21 protein-coding genes are annotated in these 24,364 nt (G+C 69.5%); 19 read left to right on the top strand and 2 right to left on the bottom strand.

Annotated features, from left to right (window positions below; genetic code table 11):
• The first annotated feature begins 94 nt into the window (after nt 1–94).
• The 16 genes from BKA16_RS17175 (at nt 95) to ileS (ending at nt 19,737) form a co-directional block, all read left to right on the top strand.
• Entirely contained in the window at nt 95–1,705 is a 1,611-nt protein-coding gene (locus BKA16_RS17175) for a UDP-N-acetylmuramoyl-L-alanyl-D-glutamate--2,6-diaminopimelate ligase (protein ID WP_387995987.1), read from the top strand.
• Nucleotides 1,695–2,207, top strand: a complete 513-nt coding sequence (locus BKA16_RS17170; protein WP_183371816.1) for a UDP-N-acetylmuramoyl-tripeptide--D-alanyl-D-alanine ligase — start codon at nt 1,695–1,697, stop codon at nt 2,205–2,207. Before BKA16_RS17175 ends, BKA16_RS17170 begins: the two co-directional genes overlap by 11 nt.
• A 99-nt stretch (nt 2,208–2,306) precedes the next feature.
• Nucleotides 2,307–3,395 carry a phospho-N-acetylmuramoyl-pentapeptide-transferase gene (gene mraY, locus BKA16_RS17165; protein ID WP_183371815.1) on the top strand — a complete coding sequence of 363 codons (1,089 nt, stop codon included), beginning with the start codon at nt 2,307–2,309 and terminating at the stop codon, nt 3,393–3,395.
• A gap of 4 nt (nt 3,396–3,399) precedes the next feature.
• A complete protein-coding gene (gene murD, locus BKA16_RS17160) occupies nt 3,400–4,917 on the top strand; it encodes a UDP-N-acetylmuramoyl-L-alanine--D-glutamate ligase (RefSeq protein WP_183371814.1) in 1,518 nt (505 codons plus the stop codon).
• A complete protein-coding gene (gene ftsW, locus BKA16_RS17155) occupies nt 4,914–6,764 on the top strand; it encodes a putative lipid II flippase FtsW (RefSeq protein WP_183371813.1) in 1,851 nt (616 codons plus the stop codon). The genes murD and ftsW overlap by 4 nt, the downstream gene beginning before the upstream one ends.
• Nucleotides 6,761–7,900, top strand: a complete 1,140-nt coding sequence (gene murG, locus BKA16_RS17150; RefSeq protein WP_183371812.1) for an undecaprenyldiphospho-muramoylpentapeptide beta-N-acetylglucosaminyltransferase — start codon at nt 6,761–6,763, stop codon at nt 7,898–7,900. Before ftsW ends, murG begins: the two co-directional genes overlap by 4 nt.
• Nucleotides 7,897–9,372: a UDP-N-acetylmuramate--L-alanine ligase gene (murC, locus tag BKA16_RS17145; RefSeq protein ID WP_183371811.1), complete on the top strand. Its 1,476-nt coding sequence runs from the start codon at nt 7,897–7,899 to the stop codon at nt 9,370–9,372. The genes murG and murC overlap by 4 nt, the downstream gene beginning before the upstream one ends.
• Nucleotides 9,369–10,091, top strand: a complete 723-nt coding sequence (locus tag BKA16_RS17140) for a cell division protein FtsQ/DivIB (RefSeq protein ID WP_183371810.1) — start codon at nt 9,369–9,371, stop codon at nt 10,089–10,091. The genes murC and BKA16_RS17140 overlap by 4 nt, the downstream gene beginning before the upstream one ends.
• Nucleotides 10,092–10,261: 170 nt before the next feature.
• On the top strand, nt 10,262–11,425 hold the full coding sequence (ftsZ, locus tag BKA16_RS17135) for a cell division protein FtsZ (RefSeq protein WP_183371809.1): 1,164 nt from the start codon (nt 10,262–10,264) through the stop codon (nt 11,423–11,425).
• Between the two features lie 8 nt (nt 11,426–11,433).
• Nucleotides 11,434–12,150, top strand: coding sequence for a peptidoglycan editing factor PgeF (pgeF, locus tag BKA16_RS17130; RefSeq protein ID WP_183373145.1), 717 nt, complete (start codon nt 11,434–11,436; stop codon nt 12,148–12,150).
• Nucleotides 12,143–12,877: a YggS family pyridoxal phosphate-dependent enzyme gene (locus BKA16_RS17125; RefSeq protein WP_183371808.1), complete on the top strand. Its 735-nt coding sequence runs from the start codon at nt 12,143–12,145 to the stop codon at nt 12,875–12,877. The genes pgeF and BKA16_RS17125 overlap by 8 nt, the downstream gene beginning before the upstream one ends.
• Before the next feature lie 82 nt (nt 12,878–12,959).
• Nucleotides 12,960–13,781, top strand: a complete 822-nt coding sequence (locus tag BKA16_RS17120; RefSeq protein WP_183371807.1) for a cell division protein SepF — start codon at nt 12,960–12,962, stop codon at nt 13,779–13,781.
• 93 nt (nt 13,782–13,874) lie between these two features.
• Entirely contained in the window at nt 13,875–14,177 is a 303-nt protein-coding gene (locus BKA16_RS17115) for a YggT family protein (RefSeq protein WP_183371806.1), read from the top strand.
• A gap of 320 nt (nt 14,178–14,497) precedes the next feature.
• Complete coding sequence (wag31, locus tag BKA16_RS17110) at nt 14,498–15,295, top strand: DivIVA-like cell division protein Wag31 (protein ID WP_183371805.1); 798 nt, start codon at nt 14,498–14,500, stop codon at nt 15,293–15,295.
• Nucleotides 15,296–15,340: 45 nt separating this feature from the next.
• A complete protein-coding gene (locus tag BKA16_RS17105; protein WP_183371804.1) occupies nt 15,341–16,267 on the top strand; it encodes a hypothetical protein in 927 nt (308 codons plus the stop codon).
• A gap of 290 nt (nt 16,268–16,557) precedes the next feature.
• Nucleotides 16,558–19,737, top strand: a complete 3,180-nt coding sequence (gene ileS / locus BKA16_RS17100; RefSeq protein ID WP_183373144.1) for an isoleucine--tRNA ligase — start codon at nt 16,558–16,560, stop codon at nt 19,735–19,737.
• A 120-nt stretch (nt 19,738–19,857) separates the two neighbouring features.
• Here the strand turns inward: ileS and BKA16_RS17095 are convergent, their stop codons facing one another.
• A complete protein-coding gene (locus BKA16_RS17095; protein WP_246371807.1) occupies nt 19,858–21,372 on the bottom strand; it encodes an HNH endonuclease signature motif containing protein in 1,515 nt (504 codons plus the stop codon).
• Between the two features lie 118 nt (nt 21,373–21,490).
• Between BKA16_RS17095 and BKA16_RS17090 the strand changes: the two genes are divergently transcribed.
• Nucleotides 21,491–21,742: an SDR family NAD(P)-dependent oxidoreductase gene (locus BKA16_RS17090; RefSeq protein WP_343067485.1), complete on the top strand. Its 252-nt coding sequence runs from the start codon at nt 21,491–21,493 to the stop codon at nt 21,740–21,742.
• Nucleotides 21,743–21,763: 21 nt separating this feature from the next.
• Here BKA16_RS17090 and BKA16_RS17085 read toward each other — a convergent pair whose 3' ends face one another.
• Nucleotides 21,764–22,516, bottom strand: coding sequence for a GDSL-type esterase/lipase family protein (locus BKA16_RS17085; protein ID WP_183371803.1), 753 nt, complete (start codon nt 22,514–22,516; stop codon nt 21,764–21,766).
• 162 nt (nt 22,517–22,678) lie between these two features.
• On the opposite strand from BKA16_RS17085, the gene BKA16_RS17080 reads away from it, so the two are divergent.
• Complete coding sequence (locus tag BKA16_RS17080; protein ID WP_183371802.1) at nt 22,679–22,861, top strand: hypothetical protein; 183 nt, start codon at nt 22,679–22,681, stop codon at nt 22,859–22,861.
• 50 nt (nt 22,862–22,911) lie between these two features.
• Entirely contained in the window at nt 22,912–24,309 is a 1,398-nt protein-coding gene (locus tag BKA16_RS17075) for a DNA polymerase IV (RefSeq protein ID WP_221247490.1), read from the top strand.
• Nucleotides 24,310–24,364 lie beyond the last annotated feature (55 nt).

Genomic DNA, 24,364 nt, shown 5'->3' with positions numbered 1-24,364 from the left:
CACGGTAGATTGATCGACGCACTGCCCGCGACAGACGGCGGGCACCGATCGGGGGCAGGCGGCACCGGCGCCGCCGCAGGAGAGGGGCACACAAGTGAGCACAGGACACGACTCGGCGAACGTCCAGCCGCGTCCGACGACCGAACCGGTCGCGACCGTCGAGCTGGCGCGACTGACGGGGGCGCGGATCGACGCGCCCCGCGGGACGGTCGACGTCACCGGCATCACGCTGCGAGCGCAGAACTGCCTGCCCGGTGACCTGTTCGCCGCGATGGCGGGCGGTCGCCGCCACGGGGCCGAGTTCGTCGACCAGGCGGTCGCGGCGGGCGCCGTCGCCGTCCTGACCGATAACGCGGGCCTCGCGCTGGTCCGGGCCTCCGCCGTCGGCGCGGATCTGCCGGTACTGGTGCACGAGGATCCGCGCGCGATCCTCGGCGGTGTGTCGGCGCGGGTGTACGGCGATCCGACGGCGACGCTCGAGCTGGTCGGGATCACCGGGACCTCGGGCAAGACGACCACCTCGTATCTCGTCGAGGCCGCGCTGCGCGCCACCGGCCGCAGCGTCGGCCTCGTCGGCACCACCGGCTCGCGACTGGACGGTCGGCCGATCCCCAGTGAGCTCACCACGCCGGAGGCCCCCGACCTGCAGCGTCTCCTGGCGGTGATGCGCGAGCGGGGCGCCGACGCCGTCGTGATGGAGGTGTCCAGCCACGCCCTGGACCTGGGGCGCGTGGACGGCTGCCGGTTCGCGGTCGGTGCGTTCACGAACCTGTCGCAGGACCACCTCGACTATCACAAGACGATGGACGACTACTTCGCCGCGAAGGCGCGGCTGTTCGCCGCTGACTCCACCGTCGCGGCCGCGCGCGCGGTGATCTGCATCGACGACGAGTGGGGCGAGCGGATGGCGGCGATCGCCGCATCCGGCGGGCGTCCCGTCGTCACGGTGTCCACCGGGGCGCGCGGAGCCGGGGACTGGCGGGTGGTGTCGGCGACGGCGACGGCCCGCGGGAGCCAGGACGTGCGCGCCACCGGACCGGACGGGGTCGAGCAGGACATCGTGGTGCCGATGCCCGGCGCCTACAACGTCGCGAACGCACTCGTCGCCGTCGCGGCGGTCCAGCAGCTCGGCGTCGACCAAGCCGCGGCGACCGCCGGAATCGCCGACGTCGCCGTTCCCGGCCGAGTGGAGAAGATCGACCGCGGTCAGGAGTTCCTCGCCGTCGTCGACTACGCGCACAAGCCCGCCGCCGTCGAGGCGGTGCTGGCCACTCTCGGCGCACAGACCGCGGGCCGGATCGGTGTCGTACTCGGCGCGGGCGGCGACCGCGATACCGAGAAGCGTCCGCTGATGGGTGCGGCCGCCGCGCGCGGGGCCGACCTCGTGATCGTCACCGACGACAACCCGCGCAGCGAGGAGCCCGCGGCCATCCGCGCCGCGGTGCTCGCCGGCGCCCGCGCGGTGAGCGGCGACGAGCTGCGGGCCGTGGACGTCCGAGAGGTCGGCGACCGCCGCGCCGCGATCACCGCGGCCGTCGACTGGGCGCGACCGGGCGATGTCGTGCTCGTCGCGGGCAAGGGGCATGAGACCGGACAGGAGATCGACGGCGTCAAGCACCCGTTCGACGACCGGCTGGTGCTGATGCAGGCAGTCGAAGACGTGCTCGCGCACGCAGTGGAGGAGAGGACCGACGGTGACCGCTGAACCGTTGCACGTACTGATCGCCGCGCCGGGGGCCGACGTCGCCGACGTCAAGAAGCTGCTGCGCGAGATGGTGGCGGTGGCCGCCGACGCCGGAGCCGGCAGCATGCACCGCGGCGCCGGCGGCGAATCGTCGCGGCGCACCTGGGCGGTCTTCGGCGAACTCGCCGATCGGGACGGCCTCGACGACAACGCCCGTGCCGTGGAACACGATTCACTCGGCAGGCAGGCCGTGCGGGTGGCCGTCGACAAGATCATCGCCGTGGGTCAGACCCGCATCGTCCGCGCGCTGCACCAGGGCGCGGTGATGGAGGGCTCGTGGGGCGACGAGGCGGCCTTCGTCGGCACCCCCGCGGAGGCGATCGACCACATGCGGACCGCGCCCGGCTACGCTCCGGGACCCGGTGACGTCGTGGTGATCGCCGGCCCCGACGATCTGGCGCCCGCACTCGTCGACTACTGGCAGACCGTTGCCGACCTGCAGGTTCGCCTCGTCGATCTGTGATCTCCGACGCGCGGCGGGTCACCCGATGCGCCGACTCGGGACGGTTGCGCGATAGATTCAGAATTCAACTTCTCTTTCATCGAGTGAGGACTTCCAGCTGTGACCCAGATTCTGATCGCGGGCGCGATCTCGCTGGCGGTGTCGATTCTTCTCACCCCGGTCCTGATCAAGGTCTTCTCACGACAGGGGTTCGGCCAGGAGATCCGCGTCGAGGGCCCGGAGAGCCACCAGGCCAAGCGGGGCACCCCGTCGATGGGCGGGGTCGCGATCCTGACGGCACTGTGGCTCGGCTACCTGGGAGCGCACCTCGTCGGCTTCATCCAGGACGGCTCGGGCCCCAGCGCCTCGGGACTGCTGGTCCTGGGACTGGCGACCGCGCTCGGCATCGTCGGCTTCCTCGACGACTTCATCAAGATCCGCAAACAGCGCAACCTGGGTCTGAACAAGACCGCCAAGTCGGTCGGACAGTTCGCGGCCGCCATCATCTTCGGCGTGTTGCTGCTGCAGTTCCGCAACGGCGCCGAACTCGCGCCGGCCAGCGATCACCTGTCGTACGTGCGCGACATCAATGTGATCTCGCTGTCGGCGATCGGCTTCGTGTTCTTCTGCTGGCTGGTCGTGGCCGCGTGGTCGAACGCGGTGAACTTCACCGACGGACTCGACGGCCTCGCCGCCGGCTCGGCCGCGATGGTGATGGGCGCGTACGTGTTGATCACGTTCTGGCAGTTCCGCCAGTCGTGTGAGCTGCTCGGCGCGGGCGACGACAAGGCGGGCTGCTATCAGGTGCGTGATCCGCTCGATCTCGCCGTGGTCGCCGTCGCCGCGGGCGGCGCCTGCCTCGGCTTCCTCTGGTGGAACGCCGCACCGGCCAAGATCTTCATGGGAGACACCGGCTCGCTGGCCCTGGGCGGTCTCGTCGCGGGCCTGTCCATCACCACCAAGACCGAACTCCTCGCCGTGGTCCTCGGCGCGCTGTTCGTCGCCGAGATCGTGTCGGTCGTCGTACAGATCGCGTTCTTCCAGACCACCGGAAAGCGCGTTTTCCGCATGGCGCCGTTCCACCATCACTTCGAACTGGGCGGATGGAAGGAGACGACGGTCATCATCCGGTTCTGGCTGTTGACCGCGATCTCCTGTGCTCTCGGTCTGACGTTGTTCTACGGCGAGTACATCTCGCATGCCGGTTGACGCGATGACCGACCGCACACCGCTGCCGGTCGGTACGAGGGTCCTCGTCGCGGGCGCTCGCGCGACGGGCCTGGCCGTGCTGGAACTGCTCCTCGAGCAGGGCGCCGTGGTCACCATGCTCGACACGAAGTTCGCCGCCGGCGCGGGCGACGACGCCCTCCGCGAGCGCGGAGTCGCCGCCGTCGGACCGGACGCCTTCGTCGACGCCGACGGGGTGGCGACCGCACCCGGCGACACCGACCTGATCGTCGTGTCGCCCGGCTTCCGCCCGGACGACACGATCCTGACCGCGGCCGCCGCGGCGGGGATCCCGGTGTGGGGCGATGTGGAGCTGGCCTGGCGGGTCGACCGCGCCGGACTCTACGGCGAGCCGCGCACCTGGCTGGTGATCACCGGGACGAACGGGAAGACGACCACCACGTCGATGGCCGAGTCGATCGCCGAGGCGGCCGGTCTGTCCGCGCTCGCGTGCGGCAACATCGGTCTGACCGTCGTCGACGCGCTGCGCTCCGCTCCGCGCGCCGAGGTCCTCTGCGTGGAGATGTCGTCGTTCCAGCTGCACTGGGCGCCGTCGGTGCGTCCGCGCGCGGGAGTGGTATTGAACGTGGCCGCCGACCACCTCGACTGGCACGGGTCCTTCGACGCCTACGCGGCCGCGAAACAGCAGGCGCTGCTCGGCGAGATCGCGATCGTCGGTCTCGACGACGAGGTCGCGGCCGGACTGCCGGTGGGACCGGCCGCGCGGCGCATCGGCTTCACCCTCGACCATCCCGAGGCGGGAGAGTTCGGAGTCATCGAAGGCGTCCTCGTCGACCGGGCGTTCGCCGGTGCACCCGTGCCGCTGATCGCGGCCGCCGACGTCCGACCGGCCGGGCCGTCGGGGCGGGCCGACGCCCTCGCCGCGGCCGCACTGATGCGGTCGGCGGGCGTGTCCGCCGACGCCGTGGGCCGTGGACTCGCCGGCTTCTCGCCCGCCGCGCACCGCGGACAGACCGTCGCCACCCTCGCGGGCGTCGCATTCGTCGACGACTCCAAGGCGACCAACCCGCACGCCGCGCAGGCGGCGATCGCGGCCTTCGACCGCGTGGTGCTGATCGCGGGCGGTCTCCTCAAGGGCGCAGCCGTCGACGATCTGATCGCGCAGAACTCCGATCGGCTCGCCGGAGTCGTCGCAATCGGCACGGATCGGCAGATCATTCTGGAGGCGATTGCGCGACACGCCCCAGAAGTCCCAGCAGTCACAGTATTCACAGGGGACGATGGTTCGGTGATGACTCAGCGGACTGGTGACGACACCCCGGTCGTCGTCGCGCCCGGCGTGAACGGCGCCGACGCGGTGATGGCCCAGGCGGTCTCGGCCGCCTGGCAGTTGGCAGAGGCGGACCGTGACGCGCGCGGGGGAGTGGACGCGGTGCTGCTGGCGCCGGCGGCCGCCTCCCTCGACATGTTCGCGAGTTACGGGGCACGCGGCGATTCGTTCGCCGCCGCGTCCGCAGCCCTCGCCGACACCCGTTCGCGATGAGCGCGCGCGGCAACCGAAGCCCGCGGACGCGTCGCCGTGCGCGGCGGTCCGTCGCCGACGACCTCGACGACTTCCTCGCCGTCGACGATGAGGCCGTCGACGATGAGACCGTCGACGATGAGACCGGGAACGACCAGGACCGGGACGACCAAGCCGGGGGCGACGAGAAGGCCGACGGGACGGACGGCGTGGACGCGGAGGCGGCCGACGCCGACGACTCCGACGACGAACCGGACCCGGCGCGGACGCGTCGCTCGCGAGCTCGCCGCACCGAGGCGCCCGCGCGCAGTCTCGACCTGTCGATGTCGTCGGTCGATGTGCGCGGTGGTCTCGCCACGGTGCGCGACGGGATCAAGACGCTGCTCGCCAAGCCGCTGACCTCGTTCCACATGGTGTTGTCGCTGACGGTGATCCTGACCGCGTTCGGTCTGATCATGGTGCTGTCCGCGTCGTCGGTGGAGGGCTACTCGCTCGATGGTTCGGCGTACGGCATGTTCACCACCCAGGCGACCTTCGCGGTCCTCGGCCTGATCATGTTCTACGCCACACTCAAGACCCCGATCCGATACTTCCGGAAGTTCGCGACCGTGGGGATCATGGTCAGCATCCTGCTGCTCGTGCTGGTCCTCGTCCCGGGCATCGGTGTCACAGTCAACGGTGCGCGGCGCTGGTTCTCCGTCGCCGGACTGTCGGTGCAGCCCTCCGAGCTGGTGAAGGTGGCCCTGTGCGTCTGGGGCGCACACCTGCTGGCCAGCCGGCGCAGCGTCGGCGCCTTCGGCAAGGAACTGCTGCTGCCGCTGGTCCCGGTCGGCATCCTGGTCTGCGCGCTGATCATTCTCGAGCCCAACCAGTCGACGACGATGATCATCGGACTGATCGTCGCCGCCCTGCTGTGGTTCGCCGGACTGCCCGGGCGGGTGTTCGGCGGATTCGCCGTCGTGTTCGTCGCCGTCGGCGTCGCGCTGGCGCTCTCGTCGACGTACCGCGCCGCGCGCGTGTTCAGCTTCCTCGGCCAGTCGAACGACCCGCTCGGTGACGGCTATCAGGCGACACAGGCCCAGTACGCCCTCGCCAACGGCGGCCTGTTCGGTGTCGGTCTCGGACAGAGCACCGCGAAATGGAACTACCTGCCCAACGCGCACAACGACTTCATCTTCGCGATCATCGGCGAGGAGCTTGGTCTGGTCGGCGCGTTCATCGTGGTGGCGTTGTTCGTTCTCCTGGGCTGGGTCGGCATGCGGATCGCGCGTCGTTCGATCGACCCGTTCCTGCGGCTGCTGTCGGCGACGATCACCGTGCTGTTCCTGGTGCAGGCCTTCATCAACATCGGATATGTGGTCGGCCTGCTGCCGGTGACCGGCATCCAGCTGCCGATCCTGTCGAACGGCGGCACCTCGATGCTGACGATGCTGACGATGCTCGGGCTGCTGGCGACGGCCGCCCGCCACGAACCGGACGCGGTGCGCGCGTTGAACTCGACACGTCCGACGGGCCTGTCGCGGATTCTCCGCCTGCCCGTGCCCGCCATGTATCGCCCGCCGCGCACCGAGCAGCTCCGCGATCGGCTCGAGCGGCGTCGCACCGGGCAGCCGGACCGCCGACGACCGGCGCCCGTCCGCTCGCCCCGACCGCGGCGCACCGCGGCTCCCGCGGCCCGCGGCGCGGGCGCGGTCCGCTCCGGTGAGATCCACTATCCTGGCGGGCGAGGAGGTTCGGTCGCCCCGGACGCGCAGTATCGACCGGGGGCGACCGGACGAGACAGATCACCACGGTCGACCACCGGGCGCGCGCGCTCGGCGCGGCCGGGACCGCAGTGGCCGAACGAACGGGAGTACAGGCGCCGGTGAGCAACAACAGGGAATCCGGCGACAAGCCGCTGTCGATCGTGGTGGCGGGCGGAGGAACCGCGGGCCACATCGAGCCCGCGCTCGCCGTCGCCGACGCGGTCCGCCGCCTCGACCCGACAGCGCGGATCACCGCGCTGGGCACCACGCGCGGACTGGAGACCACGATCGTCCCGGACCGCGGATTCGACCTGCGGTTGATTCCGCCGGTGCCGTTGCCGCGCAAGCCTGGAATGGAACTGGCCAAGACGCCGTGGCGAGTCGTGCGGTCGGTGGCCGCCACACGCAAGGTGTTCGCCGAGGTCGACGCGGACGTCGTGGTCGGCTTCGGCGGCTACGTCGCGCTGCCCGCCTACCTCGCCGCCCGCGCGGGCGTCCTCCGATCCGGTCGTCTCCCCGTGGTGATTCACGAGGCCAACGCCAGCGCCGGAATCGCGAACAAGGTCGGAGCCAAGGTGGCCGATCGGGTACTCGCGGCCGTCGACGACTGCGGTCTGCCGGACGCGAAGGTCGTCGGCATCCCGGTACGCGGCGCCATCGCCACTCTCGACCGCGCCGCGGTCCGGGCACAGGCCCGCCGGTTCTTCGGACTCGACCAGGACGCGCCGACTCTGCTGGTGTTCGGCGGTTCGCAGGGGGCGCAGCGACTCAACGAGGCGGTGGCTCCCGCGGCCACGGCGCTCGGCGCGGCCGGCATCGGCGTCCTGCACGCCTACGGGCCGAAGAACTCGATCAACCCGGTCTCGCCCGACGGCGCACCGCCCTACGTCGGTGTGAGCTACCTCAATCGGATGGACCTCGCATACGCCGCCGCGGACCTGGTGATCTGCCGGTCCGGGGCGATGACCGTCGCGGAGATCTCCGCGACCGGACTGCCCGCGGTCTACGTGCCGCTCCCGCACGGCAACGGCGAGCAGCGGCTCAACGCGCTGCCCGTCGAGAAGGCCGGCGGCTGCGTCATCGTCGACAACGACGTGGTGACCGCCGAATGGGTGGGCCGCGAGGTGCCCGCACTGCTCGCCGACACCGACCGGCTGGCCGCGATGGGTGCGGCCGCCGCGTCGGTGGGACATCGCGACGCCGCGGTCGAGGTCGCGACCGCCGCCCTCGACCTGGCACGAGAGAGAAGAGCACGATGACTGCGCCGGTCACCGGGCGGCAGCTGCCCGCCGAACTCGCCCGCGTGCACATGGTCGGCATCGGCGGAGCCGGGATGTCGGGACTGGCGCGCATCCTGCTGGCCCGCGGCGGTCAGGTGTCCGGTTCGGACGCCAAGGACTCGCGCGGCATCCTCGCCCTGCGCACCCGGGGGGCGGTGGTCCGAGTGGGGCATGATCCGGCGGCCCTCGATCTGCTCGACGGCGGCCCCACCGTCGTCGTCACCACGCACGCCGCCATCCCCAAGGACAATCCGGAACTCGTGGCCGCCCGCGAACGGGGCATCGAGATCCTCTACCGACCGCAGGTCCTGGCGCTGCTGATGGCCGATCACCGGACGCTGCTCGTATCCGGTACGCACGGCAAGACCTCGACCACGTCGATGGCCGTCGTCGCGCTGCAGCACTGCGGTGGCGACCCCTCGTTCGCCGTCGGCGGCGAACTCAACGAATCGGGTACCAACGCCCACCACGGCAGCGGCGAGGTGTTCGTCGCCGAGGCCGACGAGAGCGACGGCTCGCTGCTCCAGTACACGCCCGACGTGGTGGTCGTGACGAACATCGAGGTGGATCACCTCGACTTCTTCGGCAGCGAAGCGGCCTACGTCCAGGTCTTCGACGACTTCGCCGCGCGGATCCGCAGCGGCGGCACCCTGGTGATCTGCGTGGACGATCCGGGATCGGCGGCGCTCGGCGGCCGGTGCGCGGCCGCGCTGGCGGCCAACGGGGTGCGCGTGCTCGGATACGGCCAGGGTCGATACGCGCATCTGACGCCCGATGTGCCGCTGGTGGCCGAACTGCTCGAGGTGACCCCGCGCGGTGCGGGCAGCACGTCGGCGATCCGCCTGCACCCGCCGGTCACCGACGAGGTCGTCGAACGCTCGCTCGAGGTGACCCTCCCCGGGCGGCACATGGCGCTGAACGCACTCGGCGCCCTCGTGGCCTGCGTGGCGACCGGTCAGGACGCGGACACCGTCGCCGACGGCATCGAGGGGTTCGGGGGAGTGCACCGTCGATTCGAGTTCCGCGGCCGCGAACGCGAAGTGGACGTGTACGACGACTACGCGCACCACCCGACCGAGGTGCACGCCGTGCTCGAGGCCGCCCGCGATGTGGTCCAGCACGGATCCGGTCGCGTGATCGCCGTCTTCCAGCCCCATCTGTACTCGCGGACCGCGGAGTTCGCCGACGAGTTCGCGGAGGCCCTCAGCCTGGCCGACGAGGTCCTCGTCGCCGACGTCTACGGGGCGCGGGAGGCGCCGCAGCCCGGCGTCAGCGGGGCCTCGATCGCCGAGAAGGTCACCGCACCGTGCGTCTTCGTCCCGAATCTGTCCGAGATCGCCGACGCCGTCGCCGTGCGTGCGCGACGCGGTGATCTGGTGTTGACGATCGGAGCGGGCGACATCACGATGCAGGCCGCGCCGATCCTGTCGGCGCTGGCCGCGAGCGAATGACCGATCGCCGCGCCGGCCACGACCGTCGACGGCGCCCGAGCCGCGCGACGGTGATCGTCGTCGCGGTGCTCATCGTGGTCGCGGTGGGCGGCGCGACGGCGATCGCCTACTTCACTCCGCTGATGTCGGTGCGCAACGTCGACGTGGTCGGAACCAGAGTCGTCGACCGCAACGACGTGATCGCGACCGCGCAGGCGCCGACCGGCACACCGCTGCTGCAGGTCGACACCGGGGCCATCGCCGACCGCGTGGCGGCCATCCCCGCCGTCGAACAGGTCACCGTGGAACGCAGCTATCCGTCGACGCTGACCATCGACGTGACCGAGCGGACGCCTCTGGTGACCGTCGACCACGACGGGCAGATCGGGGTGATGGATCGCCTCGGCGTGGTGTACGAGCGTTTCGACGACCGCAAGTCGCTGCCCGCCGACGCCGCCGCGCTGCCCGCGCTGGTGACCGACCGCCCGGGCACGGGCGATCCGACGACCATGGCGGTCCTCACCGTCGCACAGGACCTGCCGGGATGGCTGCGAGAGCGTACCGTCTCGATCGAGGCGTCCTCGCCGGCCGACATCACGCTGGCGCTCAAGAGCGGCCGTCGGGCGGTGTGGGGCGACGCCGAGCGGACCGCCGACAAGGCGGAGGCGCTGCGCGAGGTCCTGAAGGTCAAGGCGGACGAGTTCAACGTCTCGAGTCCGGAGTTCCCGGCCGTGAAGTGACCGCGCGGACACGTCGACGGGAGAGAATTGGCGATCGATTCGCGACACGCCCGATCGCCTTGCGACGGTTGACTGTGCACAGTCAATAACGTTGACCCCAACACCAGTACTTGACATAACTATAACCCTATGGTTGAGCTTTAGGGTTCGGTTCGAAGTAGGAAGGCATCATGACGCCACCCCACAACTACCTGGCCGTCATCAAGGTCGTCGGCATCGGCGGCGGCGGCGTCAACGCCGTCAACCGGATGATCGAGCAGGGGCTCAAGGGTGTTGAGTTCATCGCGATCAACACCGATGCGCAGGCTCTTCTGATCTCGGATGCGGACGTCAAACTCGACATCGGGCGCGATTCGACCCGCGGACTCGGCGCGGGAGCCAATCCCGACGTCGGTCGTGCGGCGGCGGAGGATGCGCGCGATGAGATCGAGGAACTCCTCAAGGGCGCCGACATGGTGTTCGTGACCGCGGGGGAGGGCGGCGGCACCGGTACCGGCGGCGCGCCCGTCGTCGCGTCGATCGCGCGTAAGCTCGGGGCGCTGACCGTCGGCGTCGTGACCCGTCCGTTCTCGTTCGAGGGCAAGCGTCGCGGCAACCAGGCGGACGCGGGCATCACCGCTCTGCGTGAGTCGTGCGACACGCTCATCGTCATTCCGAACGACCGACTCCTGCAGTTGGGCGATTCCCAGCTGTCGTTGATGGACGCGTTCCGCAGCGCCGACGAGGTGCTCCTCAACGGTGTTCAGGGCATCACCGACCTGATCACCACACCGGGTCTGATCAATGTCGACTTCGCCGACGTCAAGGGCGTCATGAGCGATGCGGGCAGTGCCCTGATGGGCATCGGCGCCTCGCGGGGCGAGGGCCGGGCCAGTAAGGCGGCCCAGGCGGCCATCAATTCGCCGCTGCTCGAGGCGTCGATGGAGGGTGCGCGCGGTGTGCTGATCTCCATCGCGGGCGGAAGCGATCTCGGTCTGTTCGAGATCAACGACGCCGCCTCGCAGGTGCAGGAGGCCGCCCACGAGGAGGCCAACATCATCTTCGGCACGGTGATCGACGACAACCTCGGTGACGAGGTCCGCGTCACGGTGATCGCCGCGGGGTTCGACGGCGGGCCGCGTAAGCGCTCCGATGCTCCGCAGGCCGCGTCCGCGCCGGGTCACGCCGCGACGCCCACGGCGCCGCCGGTGCAGTCGTCCGCCCCGGAGGCCAAGGATCCGCTGTTCGGCGATGAGCGGGAGAAGCAGGGCAACCCGTTCGGCGAGTCGGCCCCGCGCCGCAACTCACTGCGGTTCGACGACGACGACGTCGACGTCCCCGACTTCATGAAGTGACCGCGGCGGTGCCGTTCAAGGTCCGTCGTGCGGTGACGACACGGGCCGGCGGTGTCTCGCAGTCGCCGTACGACTCGTTCAACCTCGGCGACCACGTCGGCGACGATCCGACTGCCGTCGCGGAGAATAGGTCGCGTCTGGCGCGCGATCTCGGCGTCGGTCCGGACCGGGTGGTCTGGATGGAGCAGGTGCACAGCCGGACGGTGACCGTCGTCGACGGCCCGGTCGCCGAGCCGGTGCCGGTCACCGACGCACTCGTGACCACCCGGCGAGATCTGGTGCTCGCGGTGCTGACCGCCGACTGCGTGCCGATCCTGCTCAGCGACGACGAGGCGGGCGTGATCGCCGCCGTCCACGCCGGGCGGGTGGGCGCACGCATCGGCATCGTCCCGGTGGTGCTCGAGAAGATGATCGAGCTGGGCGCCGCCGCCGAACGGATCGGCGCGTTCCTGGGTCCGGCCGCGAGCGGCGAGATGTACGAGGTGCCGCCCGCGATGCAGGCCGATGTGGAGAAGCATCTGCCCGGCAGTGCGTGCCGGACCCGTCGGGGGACGACCGGTCTGGATCTGCGCGCGGGCATCCGTCGGCAACTCCTCGACGCCGGAGTGGCCGCGGTCGCCGCGGATCCGCGCTGCACCATCGAGGACACGCGGCTGTTCAGTCACCGACGCGGTGCCCCGACCGGGCGGATCGCCTCGGTGATCTGGATGGACACCGGTGAGTGAGGACCGGCGCTCGCAGCTCGCCGCCGGACTGAGCGGCGCCCGAGAACGGGTGGCCGCCGCGGAGGCGGTCGCGGGGCGGACCGCGGGTGAGACGACGCTTCTCGTGGTCACCAAGTTCTTCCCGGCCGTCGACGTCGAGCATCTGTTGGATCTGGGGGTCCGGGAGATCGGCGAGTCGCGCGAGCCGGAGGCCGGTCGCAAGCTCGCGCAGGTCCGCGCCGATCGCCCGGACGTCGATTTCGCCGCGGACATGATCGGTCGGGTGCAACGGAAGAAGGCGCGGTCGGTGGCACGCTGGGCGCGACGTGTGCACTCGGTCGACTCGATCGAACTGGTGGACGCTCTCGGCGGTGCGGTGGAGCGGTGCGTCGCCGACGGTGAGCGCGAGGAGCCTCTCGGTGTGCTGCTGCAGATGAGTCTGGACGGCGACCCCGAGCGCGGAGGACTGGTCGAAGCCGACCTGGCGGCCGCGGCCGATCGAGTGGACGAGTACGCGCAGTCGCTGCGGCTGGACGGACTCATGGTCATCGCGCCGCTGGGGATCGAGCCGGAGCAGGCGATGGCGCAGGCCGCGGCGATCCGCGAACGGTTCGTCGCCGCGCGTCCGGAGGCGAGGGAGTTCTCCGCGGGCATGTCGGGAGACCTCGAACACGCGATTGCGCACGGATCGACATGTGTGCGTGTCGGAACCGCAATCATGGGTCCGAGGCCGATACTCTCCCCTTAGTCACATTGGTCACAACAGAATCACCTGGATCAATAGACATAGACTTTCACGACTACCTCGCGCATCTCCAGAAAGGCTTCCGATGACGACGATGCAGAAGTTCAAGGCATATTTCGGCATGGCCGCGCCGAGTGAGTACGACGACGACTACTTCGACGAGTCCGCCGAAGGCGCCATGAGTGCGCGTGAGCGCACCTACATGGAGAAGTACCGTTCCAGTGCGCTGCGCGAGGAGCCGTTCTACGAGGACGACTACCGCGACGAGGCCGTCCGCGGCGAGTCCCGACGTGGGGAGCCGATGCGTGGGGAGCCGATGCGCGGTGAACTCCGCGAGCCGGAGTTCCGTGGCGAGTACCGCGAGGCCGGTTACCGGGACATCGAGTTCGAGGCCCCGATGCGCGAGTCGGAGCGGTTCGAGAGCGCCCGCGGCTTCGCCCCGCGCGCCCAGCGCCCGTACGGATCGTCCCGGCACCTGGCCGGGGGGCCCGCACCGCGCCGAATGGCCGACGAGGTGCCCGTGCGGTCTCGCCTGGAGCCGCTCGACCGGCCGTCCAACCTCGCCGTCCGCGGCGCCAATGCGATCGCGCCCGAACCGCGCATGGAGGTCGACCCGATGGTTGATGCAGCAGGCAAGATCAGCACGCTGCGCCCGGCCGACTACTCGGAGGCCCGCACCATCGGTGAGCGTTACCGCGACGGCAACCCCGTCATCATGGACCTGGTCGACATGAGCAACGACGACGCCAAGCGACTCGTCGACTTCGCCGCCGGCCTCGCATTCGCCGCCCGCGGCTCGTTGGAGAAGGTCGCCACCAAGGTGTTCCTGCTCTCACCCGCAGGCATCGACGTGACACCCGAGCAGCGTCGTCGCATCGTCGAGACGGGATTCTCCAACCAGTCCTGATCGAACCCGGTTCGAGCATCGGCGCCGCGCCGACTCCGCCCCTTCGGGCGGGTCGGCGCGGCGTTCTCGTCTCCGATCAGGCACCCTTGTACTGTGACGTCCTTTCTGTGGATCCTCTATTTCGTGCTGTTCGTGTACACCCTCCTGCTTCTCGGGCGACTCGTGCTGGAGATGGTGCAGTCGTTCGCCCGGCGCTGGCACCCGAGGGGGGCCTCGGTGATCGCGATCGAGATCGTGTTCACCACGACCGATCCGCCTGTCAAATTCCTGCGACGCGTGGTGCCGCCGCTCAATCTGGGCGCCGTGCGACTGGACCTGTCCCTGCTCATCGTGCTGATCGTGGTCACGATAGGAATGCAGATCACACAGGCCTTCGCGGTCAGCTACGGGAGCTGAGCGGCGGATTCGGATCGCGGTGGCCGGGATCGAGACGTCTGCGCAGTTCACGACTCGGATGCGGCGATGCGCAGGGCGAATAACAGCCGAAGATGACGACTTGGTCGAGGTTCGATTGCGAACCGGTGGAGGTTGAAGGCGGCGCTTGGTCCTGATGTGACGAGATGACACGCTAGTGGCGTAGTGGTACTGGTATTAATGGAATTGCGATGTAATCATCGCGTCGACGTGTTCGCTCGTGCGGACTCGCCAGAATCGACGAGAGAACACGATCTCGTGTCCGGCCGGATGCGAGCGAAAGGTAAGAGGGGACTCGGCAAATGCGGCTGACACCGGCTGATGTGCACAATGTGGCGTTCAGTAAACCGCCGATTGGCAAGCGCGGATACAACGAGGATGAAGTCGACCAGTTCCTCGACTTCGCGGAGGCGGAGCTCGCGCGCCTGATCGACGAGAACAACGACCTGAAGCAGCGCGTCAGCGAGTTGGAGACCGAGCTGAACGAGGCGCGCGCGGCCGGTCCGGACCGCACGCAGGCCTTCTCCGCTCCCGTGGCTCCGACTCCTGCACCGGTGCCCGAGCCGACACCGGCCCCCGCGCCCGTCGCAGCCGCCGTCCCCGCGACCGATGACGAGGCCAGCGGCCGTGCAGCTCGTATCCTGGCGCTTGCGCAGGACACGGCGGACCGCGTCACCGGTTCGGCGCGCAGCGAGGCCGACGGTCTGCTCGGCGACGCCCGCCAGCGCAGCGAGGCGATGGTCGCCGAGGCTCAGGGCAACGCGGACGCGACCCTCGCCGACGCCCGCCAGCGCAGCGAGGCCCTGCTGGCCGACGCACAGACCCGTGCCGAGACCCAGGTGCGTCAGGCGCAGGAGCGTGCCGACTTCCTGCAGCGTGACGCCGAGCAGAAGCACACCGAGATCATGACGACCATCAACCAGCAGCGCAGTGTGCTGGAAGGTCGCATCGAGCAGCTCAAGACCTTTGAGCGCGAGTACCGCACCCGCCTCAAGACCTACCTCGAGTCGCAGTTGGAGGAGCTGCAGCAGCGAGGCAGCGCGGCGCCGGCCGAGTCGGGCCAGGGGCAGGGCTTCGACGGCGGCTACCCGCAGAGCTGACGTGGGCGCACATAGTCTGCAGACCGAACCGATGAGGTGCTTCCCATGCTGACACTGGCCGTGGGACTGACCCTCATCGGTTTCGTCTTGCTCGTCTTCGCTCTGATGGCCGCCAACTTCTGGCTGGCCGTCGCATGCATCGCGGTGTGCGTCATCGGACTGGTGATCCTGCTGGTCGATACGATCCGTGCCGGAAAACGCGGCCGAGCAGGCGTCGACGACGAGCCGCTGTTCACCATCCGGGGACGGGAGTCGGCGACCCGAGCCGAACCGCTCATCGACGAGACCGAGACGCCCGGCGACGCCGGATCGGACGAGGTCCCGAACGACGACGCCGCACGCGGCGCCCCCTCGGCGGACCGCCGGGTCGCGTCGGAGGCGCCGACCGAGGCGGTCGGGACCGTCGACGACGGGTTCACTCCGACCTGGGAGGGTTCGTCCGCGAGCGGGGGACTCGGGTCGATCGTCTCGCCGGATGCGCACGGCAACGCCGTCGCCGGACCCGGATCGCAGCCGATTCCGGCGGCCGAGACCGGCGACGCGCACGACTACATCCGTTCGGTCACCGGGTCGTTCCCGACTGCGACACCGACCGGCCAGACACCCGTCGCGGATGAACCGTCGCGCGATTCGTCGTCCACAGCCGTTCCGGAACAGCCGGAGCCGGGCACCGCATCCGGCCGGGCACCCGATGCCGGGTCGCCCGCCCCCGACTCCACGCCGTTCCGGACGCCCGCCTTCGATCCGCCGAGGTTCGAGCCGCCGGCGCAGGAGATCGATCCGAAGGCCGACGACTACGTGGGTCGGCGTCGTCGGATCGAGCAGTCCGAATCGCTCGTGGTGAACACGTCCGATCCGACTCTGCCCGCGATGCAGTTCGTCTACCACGACACCGATGCCGACAGCACCGACTCGGCGGAGACCGCGGAGTCCGACGACGCCTCCGCGAACGACGAATCAGAGAACAAGTAGTATCGACTGCAATCAGCGACGATCCGGCCATCACCGGGGAGCTTCCGGAAGAACGGGCCGAGCGCCCCAGTAGAACCGGACGGGCAGGCCCGTCACAGCCGAGAAGAATCGAGTGGCTCGGTTCGCGTGCGTACGCGAGCCGAGCAAGCGGGGTGGTACCGCGTCGGCCGTGAGGTCGTCGTCCCCGTGCCGGACACAGGCCGACAGGGCTCGGCCGCAGGCACGAGGAGACCCGCGTGAGCGAACACACCCCCGACAACCCGTCGACTCCGGTGTATCCGATCGTCGACATGACCGACGGCACCGGCCGGGGCGCGCCGTCGTTCCCGGACGTCGAGCAGCGCGTCCTGGACTTCTGGGCCGCCGACGACACGTTCACGGCGTCGATCGCCAATCGTGAGGGCGCGGAGGAGTTCGTCTTCTACGACGGCCCGCCGTTCGCCAACGGCCTCCCGCACTACGGACACCTGCTGACCGGGTACGTCAAAGACGTCGTCCCGCGCTATCAGACGATGCGCGGTAAGAAGGTGGATCGCCGATTCGGTTGGGACACACACGGTCTGCCGGCCGAACTGGAAGCCGAGCGCCAACTCGGGATCACCGACAAGTCGGAGATCGAGACGATGGGCGTGGAGAAGTTCAACGACTACTGCCGCGACTCGGTGCTGCGCTACACCGGCGAGTGGCGCGACTACGTGACCCGTCAGGCTCGCTGGGTCGACTTCGACAACGACTACAAGACGCTCGACCTGGACTTCATGGAGTCGGTCATGTGGGCGTTCAAACGACTGCACGACAAGGGCCTGGTGTATCAGGGCTACCGCGTGCTGCCGTACTCCTGGTACGAGCAGACCCCGCTGAGCAATCAGGAGGCGAAGCTCGACGACGCCTACCGGATGCGGCAGGATCCGGCGGTGACCGTCTCGATGCCGTTGACGGTGCCCGCCGATTCGCCGCTCGCCGCGCTCGACGGCGTCAACGCTCTGATCTGGACGACCACCCCGTGGACGCTGCCGTCGAACCTGGCCGTCGCCGTGCACCCCGACGTCGAGTACTCGCACGTGCGCACCGCCGACGGCGGGCAGTACCTCCTCGCATCGGCGCTCGTCGGCGCGTACGCCAAGGAGATCGTCGAGCCGGAGACCGTCGCGACCTACGTCGGCCGCGACTTGGCCGACCTGGCCTACACGCCGCCGTTCGACTTCTTCGTCGGCCACCCGAACAGTCACCGCGTGCTGCTCGCCGACTACGTGACCACCGATTCCGGCACCGGCGTCGTGCACCTCGCTCCCGCCTTCGGTGAAGAGGACATGGACGTCGCGACGGCGAACGGGATCGAGGTGGTGCAGCCGCTCGATCCGGGAGGCAGATTCACCTCCCTGGTCCCGCCGTACGAGGGCCTCATGGTGTTCGACGCGAACCCGGTGATCATCAAGGACCTCAAGGCAGCCGACACCGGGAGCGCGGCGGGCGGGTCGAATCAGCAGGGACGGATCGTCCGGCACGAGACCATCGAGCACTCGTATCCGCACTCGTGGCGGTCGGGCAAGCCGTTGATCTACATGGCCGTCCCGTCGTGGTTCGTCGCCGTGCAGCCGATCAAGCAGCGGATGATCGAACTCAACCAGGAGATCACCTGGTCGCCGTCGCACATCCGAGACGGTCAGTTCGGCAAGTGGCTCGAGGGCGCCAAGGACTGGAACATCAGCCGCAACCGGTTCTGGGGTGCACCGATCCCGGTCTGGATCTCCGACGACCCCGAGTACCCGCGTGTGGACGTGTACGGCAGCCTCGATGCGCTCGAGGCCGACTTCGGTGTGCGCCCGGACAATCTGCACCGCCCGTACATCGACGAGTTGACCCGACCGAACCCCGACGATCCCACCGGCCGATCGACGATGCGCCGGGTGCCCGAGGTGCTCGACTGCTGGTTCGAGTCCGGTTCGATGCCGTACGCGCAGGTCCACTACCCGTTCGAGAACACGGAGTGGTTCGACGGATCGGCGGAATCGGGTGTGCTGCCGCACAATCCGGGCGACTTCATCGTCGAGTACAACGGCCAGACCCGCGGCTGGTTCTACAACCTGCACGTGCTGGCGACGGCGCTGTTCGACCGCCCGGCGTTCAAGACGGTCGCCGCGCACGGCATCGTGCTGGGCGACGACGGCGCCAAGATGAGCAAGTCCAAGCGCAACTACCCGGATGTGAACGAGGTCTTCGACCGCGACGGCTCCGACGCCATGCGGTGGTTCCTGATGGCGTCGCCGATCCTGCGCGGCGGCAACCTGGTCGTCACCGAGCGGGGCATCCGCGAGGGCGTGCGTCAGGCGCTCCTGCCGATGTGGAACGCGTACAGCTTCCTGCAGTTGTACGCGGATCGGCGGGCCACGTGGCGCACCGACTCGGAGAGCGTGCTCGACAGGTACATCCTGGCCAAGCTCGCGTCGACCCGCGACGAGATGACCGAGGCGCTCGACGTGTACGACATCGCCGGCGCGTGTGAGAGCTTCCGCGAATTCTGCGAGTCGCTCACCAACTGGTACGTGCGTCGTTCGCGCGCCCGGTTCTGGGCCGGTCAGGACGAGGACGCCGACGCCTTCGACACGCTCTACACGGTGCTCGAGGTGGCGGGTCGTCTCGCCGCCCCGCTGCTTCCGTTGGCGACCGAGGCGATGTGGCGCGGGCTGACGGGGGAGCGGTCGGTGCATCTGGCCGACTGGCCCGCCGAGAGCGAGCTGCCCGCCGACCCCGATCTCGTGGCCGCCATGGACGAGATCCAGTCGGTGTGCTCGGTGGCGTCGAGCGTGCGCAAGGCCAACAAGCTGCGCGTGCGGCTGCCGCTGCCCGGTCTGACCGTCGCGTCGCCGACCGCCGATGCGATGGCGCCGTACGCGGATCTGATCGCCGAGGAGATGAACGTCAAGACCGTCGACCTGTCGACGGACGTCGACGCGTTCGGCAAGGTGGAGGTCGTCGTCAACGCGCGTGCGGCCGGTCCGCGCATCGGCAAGGACGTACAGCGGGCCATCAGGGCCGTCAAGTCCGGGAACTGGGAGTTCGGTACCAGTGCGGAGACCGGCGAGCAGGTCGTCGTCGCCGACGGCATCGAAATGCGCGGCGAGGAGTTCACTCGTAAGCTCGTCGCGGCGTCGCCGGATTCGACCGCGGAGATGCCGGGCGGCAAGGGACTGGTGGTCCTCGATACGGCGGTGACGCCGGAACTCGAGGCCGAGGGCTGGGCCAAGGACCGTATCCGCGAGCTGCAGGACGCCCGTCGCAACCTGGGGCTGGAGGTCTCCGACCGGATCGCCGTGCGCCTGGTGGTGCCCGCCGACGACGTCGAGACCGCCCACACGCACGCCGATCTCATCGCGGGTGAAGTCCTCGCGACCTCGTTCGACGTGGCGACCGGCGACGCGGCCGCCATCGAACTCAACGATGGCGTGAGTGCCGACGTGACCAAGGTCTGATGCTCGTCGCGCTCGCCGACGACTGAGGTGGCTCGCCGTTCCGCCGGTTCGATTACATGGCAGTCGTAACCGGTGGACGGCGACGACGTCTGCCCCGGCTCTCGGGATCCGAGAGCCGGGTCAGGCGGCGTCGAGAAGCGTCGCCAGGAGCGCTTCGACGGCCGAACCGGAGCCGCGGGGCGGGCCATGGGGCAGGAATTCGGGTTCCTGCCCGACGTGGTGGAGTGGATTGACCTGCCACGGGCGGGTCGATCCGGACGGTCGCCACCCGATGCGCCCGGCGTGCGGGCCGTCGCGCACGATGCCCGTCTCCCATTTCCCGGGTCGCTTCCCCTCGGCCCGATTGTGTTTTCCGCACGCCGCACCCAGGTTGATGATGTCGGTCGCGCCGCCGTCCTCCCATCGTTGGACGTGGTGGGCTTCGGTCCGGGCGAACGGGACATCGCATTCGGGGCCGCTGCACCCGCGATCGCGGGCGAACAGCGCCAGCCGCTGCGCCTTCGACGCCAGGCGTTTACCCCGTCCGAGGTAGAGGATTTCGCTGGTGTGCGCTTTGAACACGGCCAGGTGTGGGGTGGCGTGGGCGGCGACCTCGACGAGATCCTTCACCGGAACCCGCGCTCCGGTCGCCGTGTGCGCGACACCGGCTTCAGCGGCCAACTCCTGGTCGGTGACGGTCACGACCAGCTCGGCCGGTATCCGATCCGGCCGACCGAGCGCACCATGTCCCAACACGAAGTCGAGCATCGCGGCCAATGCGTCGTGGTTGCGTTGCGCGGTGCTGCGGGTATCGCGCTCGACCGCTGCGGCCAGGGCGTCGGCATCGATGTCGTCCTGGTCGACGGCCCCGAACAGGGGCGCTTCATCTTCGGGATTGTTCATCCCGGGCGCGGCCCACGCGGTCAGGACGACGTCGAGTTTGGCGCGGACCGCCGGGGTGAGTGATCCGCGGAGCTTGGACATCAACCGGGCATCTTGCGGGGCGACGGTGAACCCGCGCGTGCGTTTGCGGTCGCGGTCGTCGGTGAGGTCCCCGTCGGGGTCGAGGTGGCCCAGGAGTCGCTCGCCGACCGTACGGACTCCGTCCGGAGACAGTGTGCGCGCGGTAGCCGCGAGGTGTTCTTCGGCGGCGGTGACGGTGTCGGCGTCGATCGCGGCCGGGATCTTGTCGATCACGTCGGCGATAGTGCGGACGTGTGCCCGGTTGATCGCGCCCTCGCGGAGGGCGTGGGCGGTAGCCTCCAAACGGGCGGGAAGTCGTTGGCCGCCGATGCCGAGGAACTCGCCGGTGGCGAACATCAACTTCATCCGAGCATTCGCCTCAGGGGGACCCACCCGGAGGCCGGTCGTCATGTACTTCTGTATGTTTTGGAAGCCGCGGGTGTGGAAGGCGTACTGGTCGTTGATTTCGATCATCAGCGAGGTGGTGGCGGCTTCCCGGCGGGACCGAGTGCGTTCGTCGGCCTCCGCCGCGGCGAGGAGGTCGTCGCCGGCGAGCGAGGCGAACGACACCTCGTTCAGCTTGGCTGCGACAGCCTCACCGAGAGCAATCAGTTCGGCGGGTGAATCCGGGAGCGCCGGTCCGTCGTGGGCGGGTTCGGTCATCGGATTCACCCCCTTGAAAGTGCTGGTCATGGTTTATATTCACCTTTGACCACACACTAACAACAGACTCCGACAATTCCGGTCGGCGAAGGACTGCATTCGGCGACGTGCTCTCCCTCGGCGGAAGTCTCGACGCAGCCGACGAACAGTGGTGTGTCGCCTTCTGAACACCAGTCTGTCCAGCACGGTCCTGGGGAGTCGTGCGGCGATGCCTCATCTCGTGGCGGGCAGAGGGTCGATCGTGAACGTCGGGTCGATCAACGGTCGGATCCCGGCGACGGGTCCCGTCGGCTACAGCGCGGCGAAGGCTGCGCTCATCGCCTTCACCGCGTCGCCGCGGTCCGTCGGGATGACGGGTTCGGACCTGACGATCGACGCGGGCGCGACGAAGACCGCCTGACGGCGTCGACCGGTGATCAGATCACGCGGGTGCGACCGACCAGTCCGGGTACTTCGGGGCCAGGTCGTCGCCGCTGGAGGTGCCGCGGATGCGGCGTCCGAGCCACGGCCCGAGGAACTCGCGGGTCCAGCGGATGTTCTCGGCGGCGCCGGACGGGATCGACTCGGGAAGCGGCAGCGGCTGCAGATCGTGCTTCACGCCGAGGGCGTCGAGTACAGCGACAGCCATCCGCTGGTGTCCCTGCGGTGACATGTGCAGACGGTCGTCGGCCCACATCCGGTTGTCGTCGTAGTCGCGGATGCGCCAGTAGTCGACGACGGTCAGGTCGTGACGATCGGCGATCTCCCGGGTGATCTCGGCCATCAGCGCGAAACGGCCGCGCAGCGGGCGGAAGAACTTCGACGCGCCGGGATCGTGCGGGGTGAAGATCACCACCGTCGCGCCTGTCGCGACGAGCTTGCCGACCGCCTCGTCGTACACCCGCCCGATGGCGTCGAGATCGACACCTGGACGGAGCATGTCGTTGCCGCCGGCGTGAATGGTGACCAGATCGGGGTTCAACGCGACCGCCGCGTCGATCTGTTCGTCGACGATCGGAACGAGCTTGCGGCCGCGGATCGCGAGATTCGCATACCGAGTCTGAGCGTCGACGGCGGTCAACGCCGTCGCGACGCGGTCGGCCCATCCGCGGACGCCGTTGGGCAGTGTTTCGTCGGGGTCGCCGACGCCTTCTGTGAACGAATCGCCGAGTGCGACGTAACGAGTGAATGCCACCCGATCGACGGTACTCGCCGGTAACCCGCCGGGTCCGTCGGAGGGGGACGCCGCCGCGGCCGACCTCTCACCGTGGGCGGCGTGCGACGGCGAGCACGGACCGTCGCCCGCTCCCGCCGACCGGCACACGTCTGTCGCGCGCGGCGGCGATAGAATCAGCCCATGACCACCGACGATCTCGAACGCATCACCCGCTGGGAAGACGCGGGCGCCGTCTGGGAGGTGGCCGCGCTGCGACCCGAGTCGGCGACGATCTCGCTGATGCGGTGCGATGCCGGCGAGGAAGTCGAACGATTCGTCACCACCGACCCGCGAGTCCTGGCGCTCTGCCGTGAGCGGTGGTGACCTCGTCCGACGACGCTGAGCGCAGTACGCGCTGGGTGTTCCACATCGACATGGACGCCTTCTTCGCGTCCGTGGAACAACTCACCCGCCCGACGCTCGCTGGACGCCCCGTGCTCGTCGGCGGCACAGGAGTACGGGGTGTCGTCGCGGGAGCGAGCTACGAGTCACGGGTATACGGTGCGCGGTCGGCGATGCCCATGCACGAGGCGCGGCGGCTCATCGGACCGTCCGCCGTCGTCGTGCCGCCTCGCGGATCGGTGTATCGAGTCGTCAGCACCCGCGTCTTCGAGATCATCCGGCGGTATTCGCCGACCATCGAGACGCTGTCGCTCGACGAGGCGTTCGGCGAACCCGCCGACCTCGTCGGGGCGACCGCCGCCGAGGCAGCCGACCTCGCTCGGCGCCTGCGAGCGGCGATCCGCGAGGAGACCGGTCTGGCGGCGTCGGTCGGCATCGGGTCGGGCAAGCAGATCGCCAAGATCGCCTCGGGAATGGCCAAGCCCGACGGCTTCCGGGTGATAGCGCCCAGCACGGAGCTGGAGTTCCTGCACGAGCTGCCCGTCCGCAAGCTGTGGGGGATCGGGCCGGTGTCCGGCGACCGACTCGGACGCCTCGGCGTCGAGACCATCGGCGACTTCGCCGCATTGGCGGAGACCGAAGTGGCCTCGGTCCTCGGACCGACGGTCGGGCCGGCCCTGCACAAACTGGCGAAGGGGATCGATCACCGTCCGGTCGCCGAACGCGCCGAGGCGAAGCAGATCAGCGCGGAGTCGACGTTCGCCACCGACATCGTCGACCTCGCCGGGCTGCGCGCGGCGGTCGCGTCCGCCGCGTCGCACGCCCACCGCCGGCTGCTCGACGACGGGCGTGGCGCCCGGACCGTCGTGGTCAAACACCGGCTGAGCGACATGTCGATCCTGACCAGGTCGTCGACGATGGCGACCGCCACCACCGATCTGAACGCGCTGACGGCCGCCGCCTATCGGGTGATGCTGGACCCGCTCGAGATCGGACCGGTCCGCCTCGTCGGCGTCGGCTACTCCGGACTCGACGACGTCCGACAGGACTCGTTGTTCCCGGAACTCGATGCCGGGGCCGGGATCGCGACTCCGTTCGATCAGCGGGAACGAGGGCTCGACCAGCAGGAACGAGGGATCGAGCGGCACGGAGGCGCCGACGAGACGGAGCCGACCGTCGCCGCGCCGCAGAGCGTGCAGATCCCGCGCGGCCCCGTCGTCGCGGACGAGTGGCCCACCGGCACCGACGTCGCCCATCCCGAACACGGTCACGGATGGGTTCAGGGGACCGGACACGGGTTCGTCACCGTGCGCTTCGAGACCCGCTCCACCGGCCCCGGCCGCACACGCAACTTCCGCCTGCCCGAACCTCTCCTGCGACGCGCCGATCCGTTGGCGAGCCTGGACTGGGAGCTCCCGGTGCAGGAGTGACTCAGCGCTCAGGGGCGCAGAGTGTGGGTGACGGTTGCGTCGATGTCTGCGCCCG

Source organism: Gordonia humi, from assembly GCF_014197435.1.
In the GTDB taxonomy this organism is placed as follows: Bacteria; Actinomycetota; Actinomycetes; order Mycobacteriales; family Mycobacteriaceae; genus Gordonia; species Gordonia humi.
This window is presented reverse-complemented; position numbering and strand designations above follow the sequence as displayed.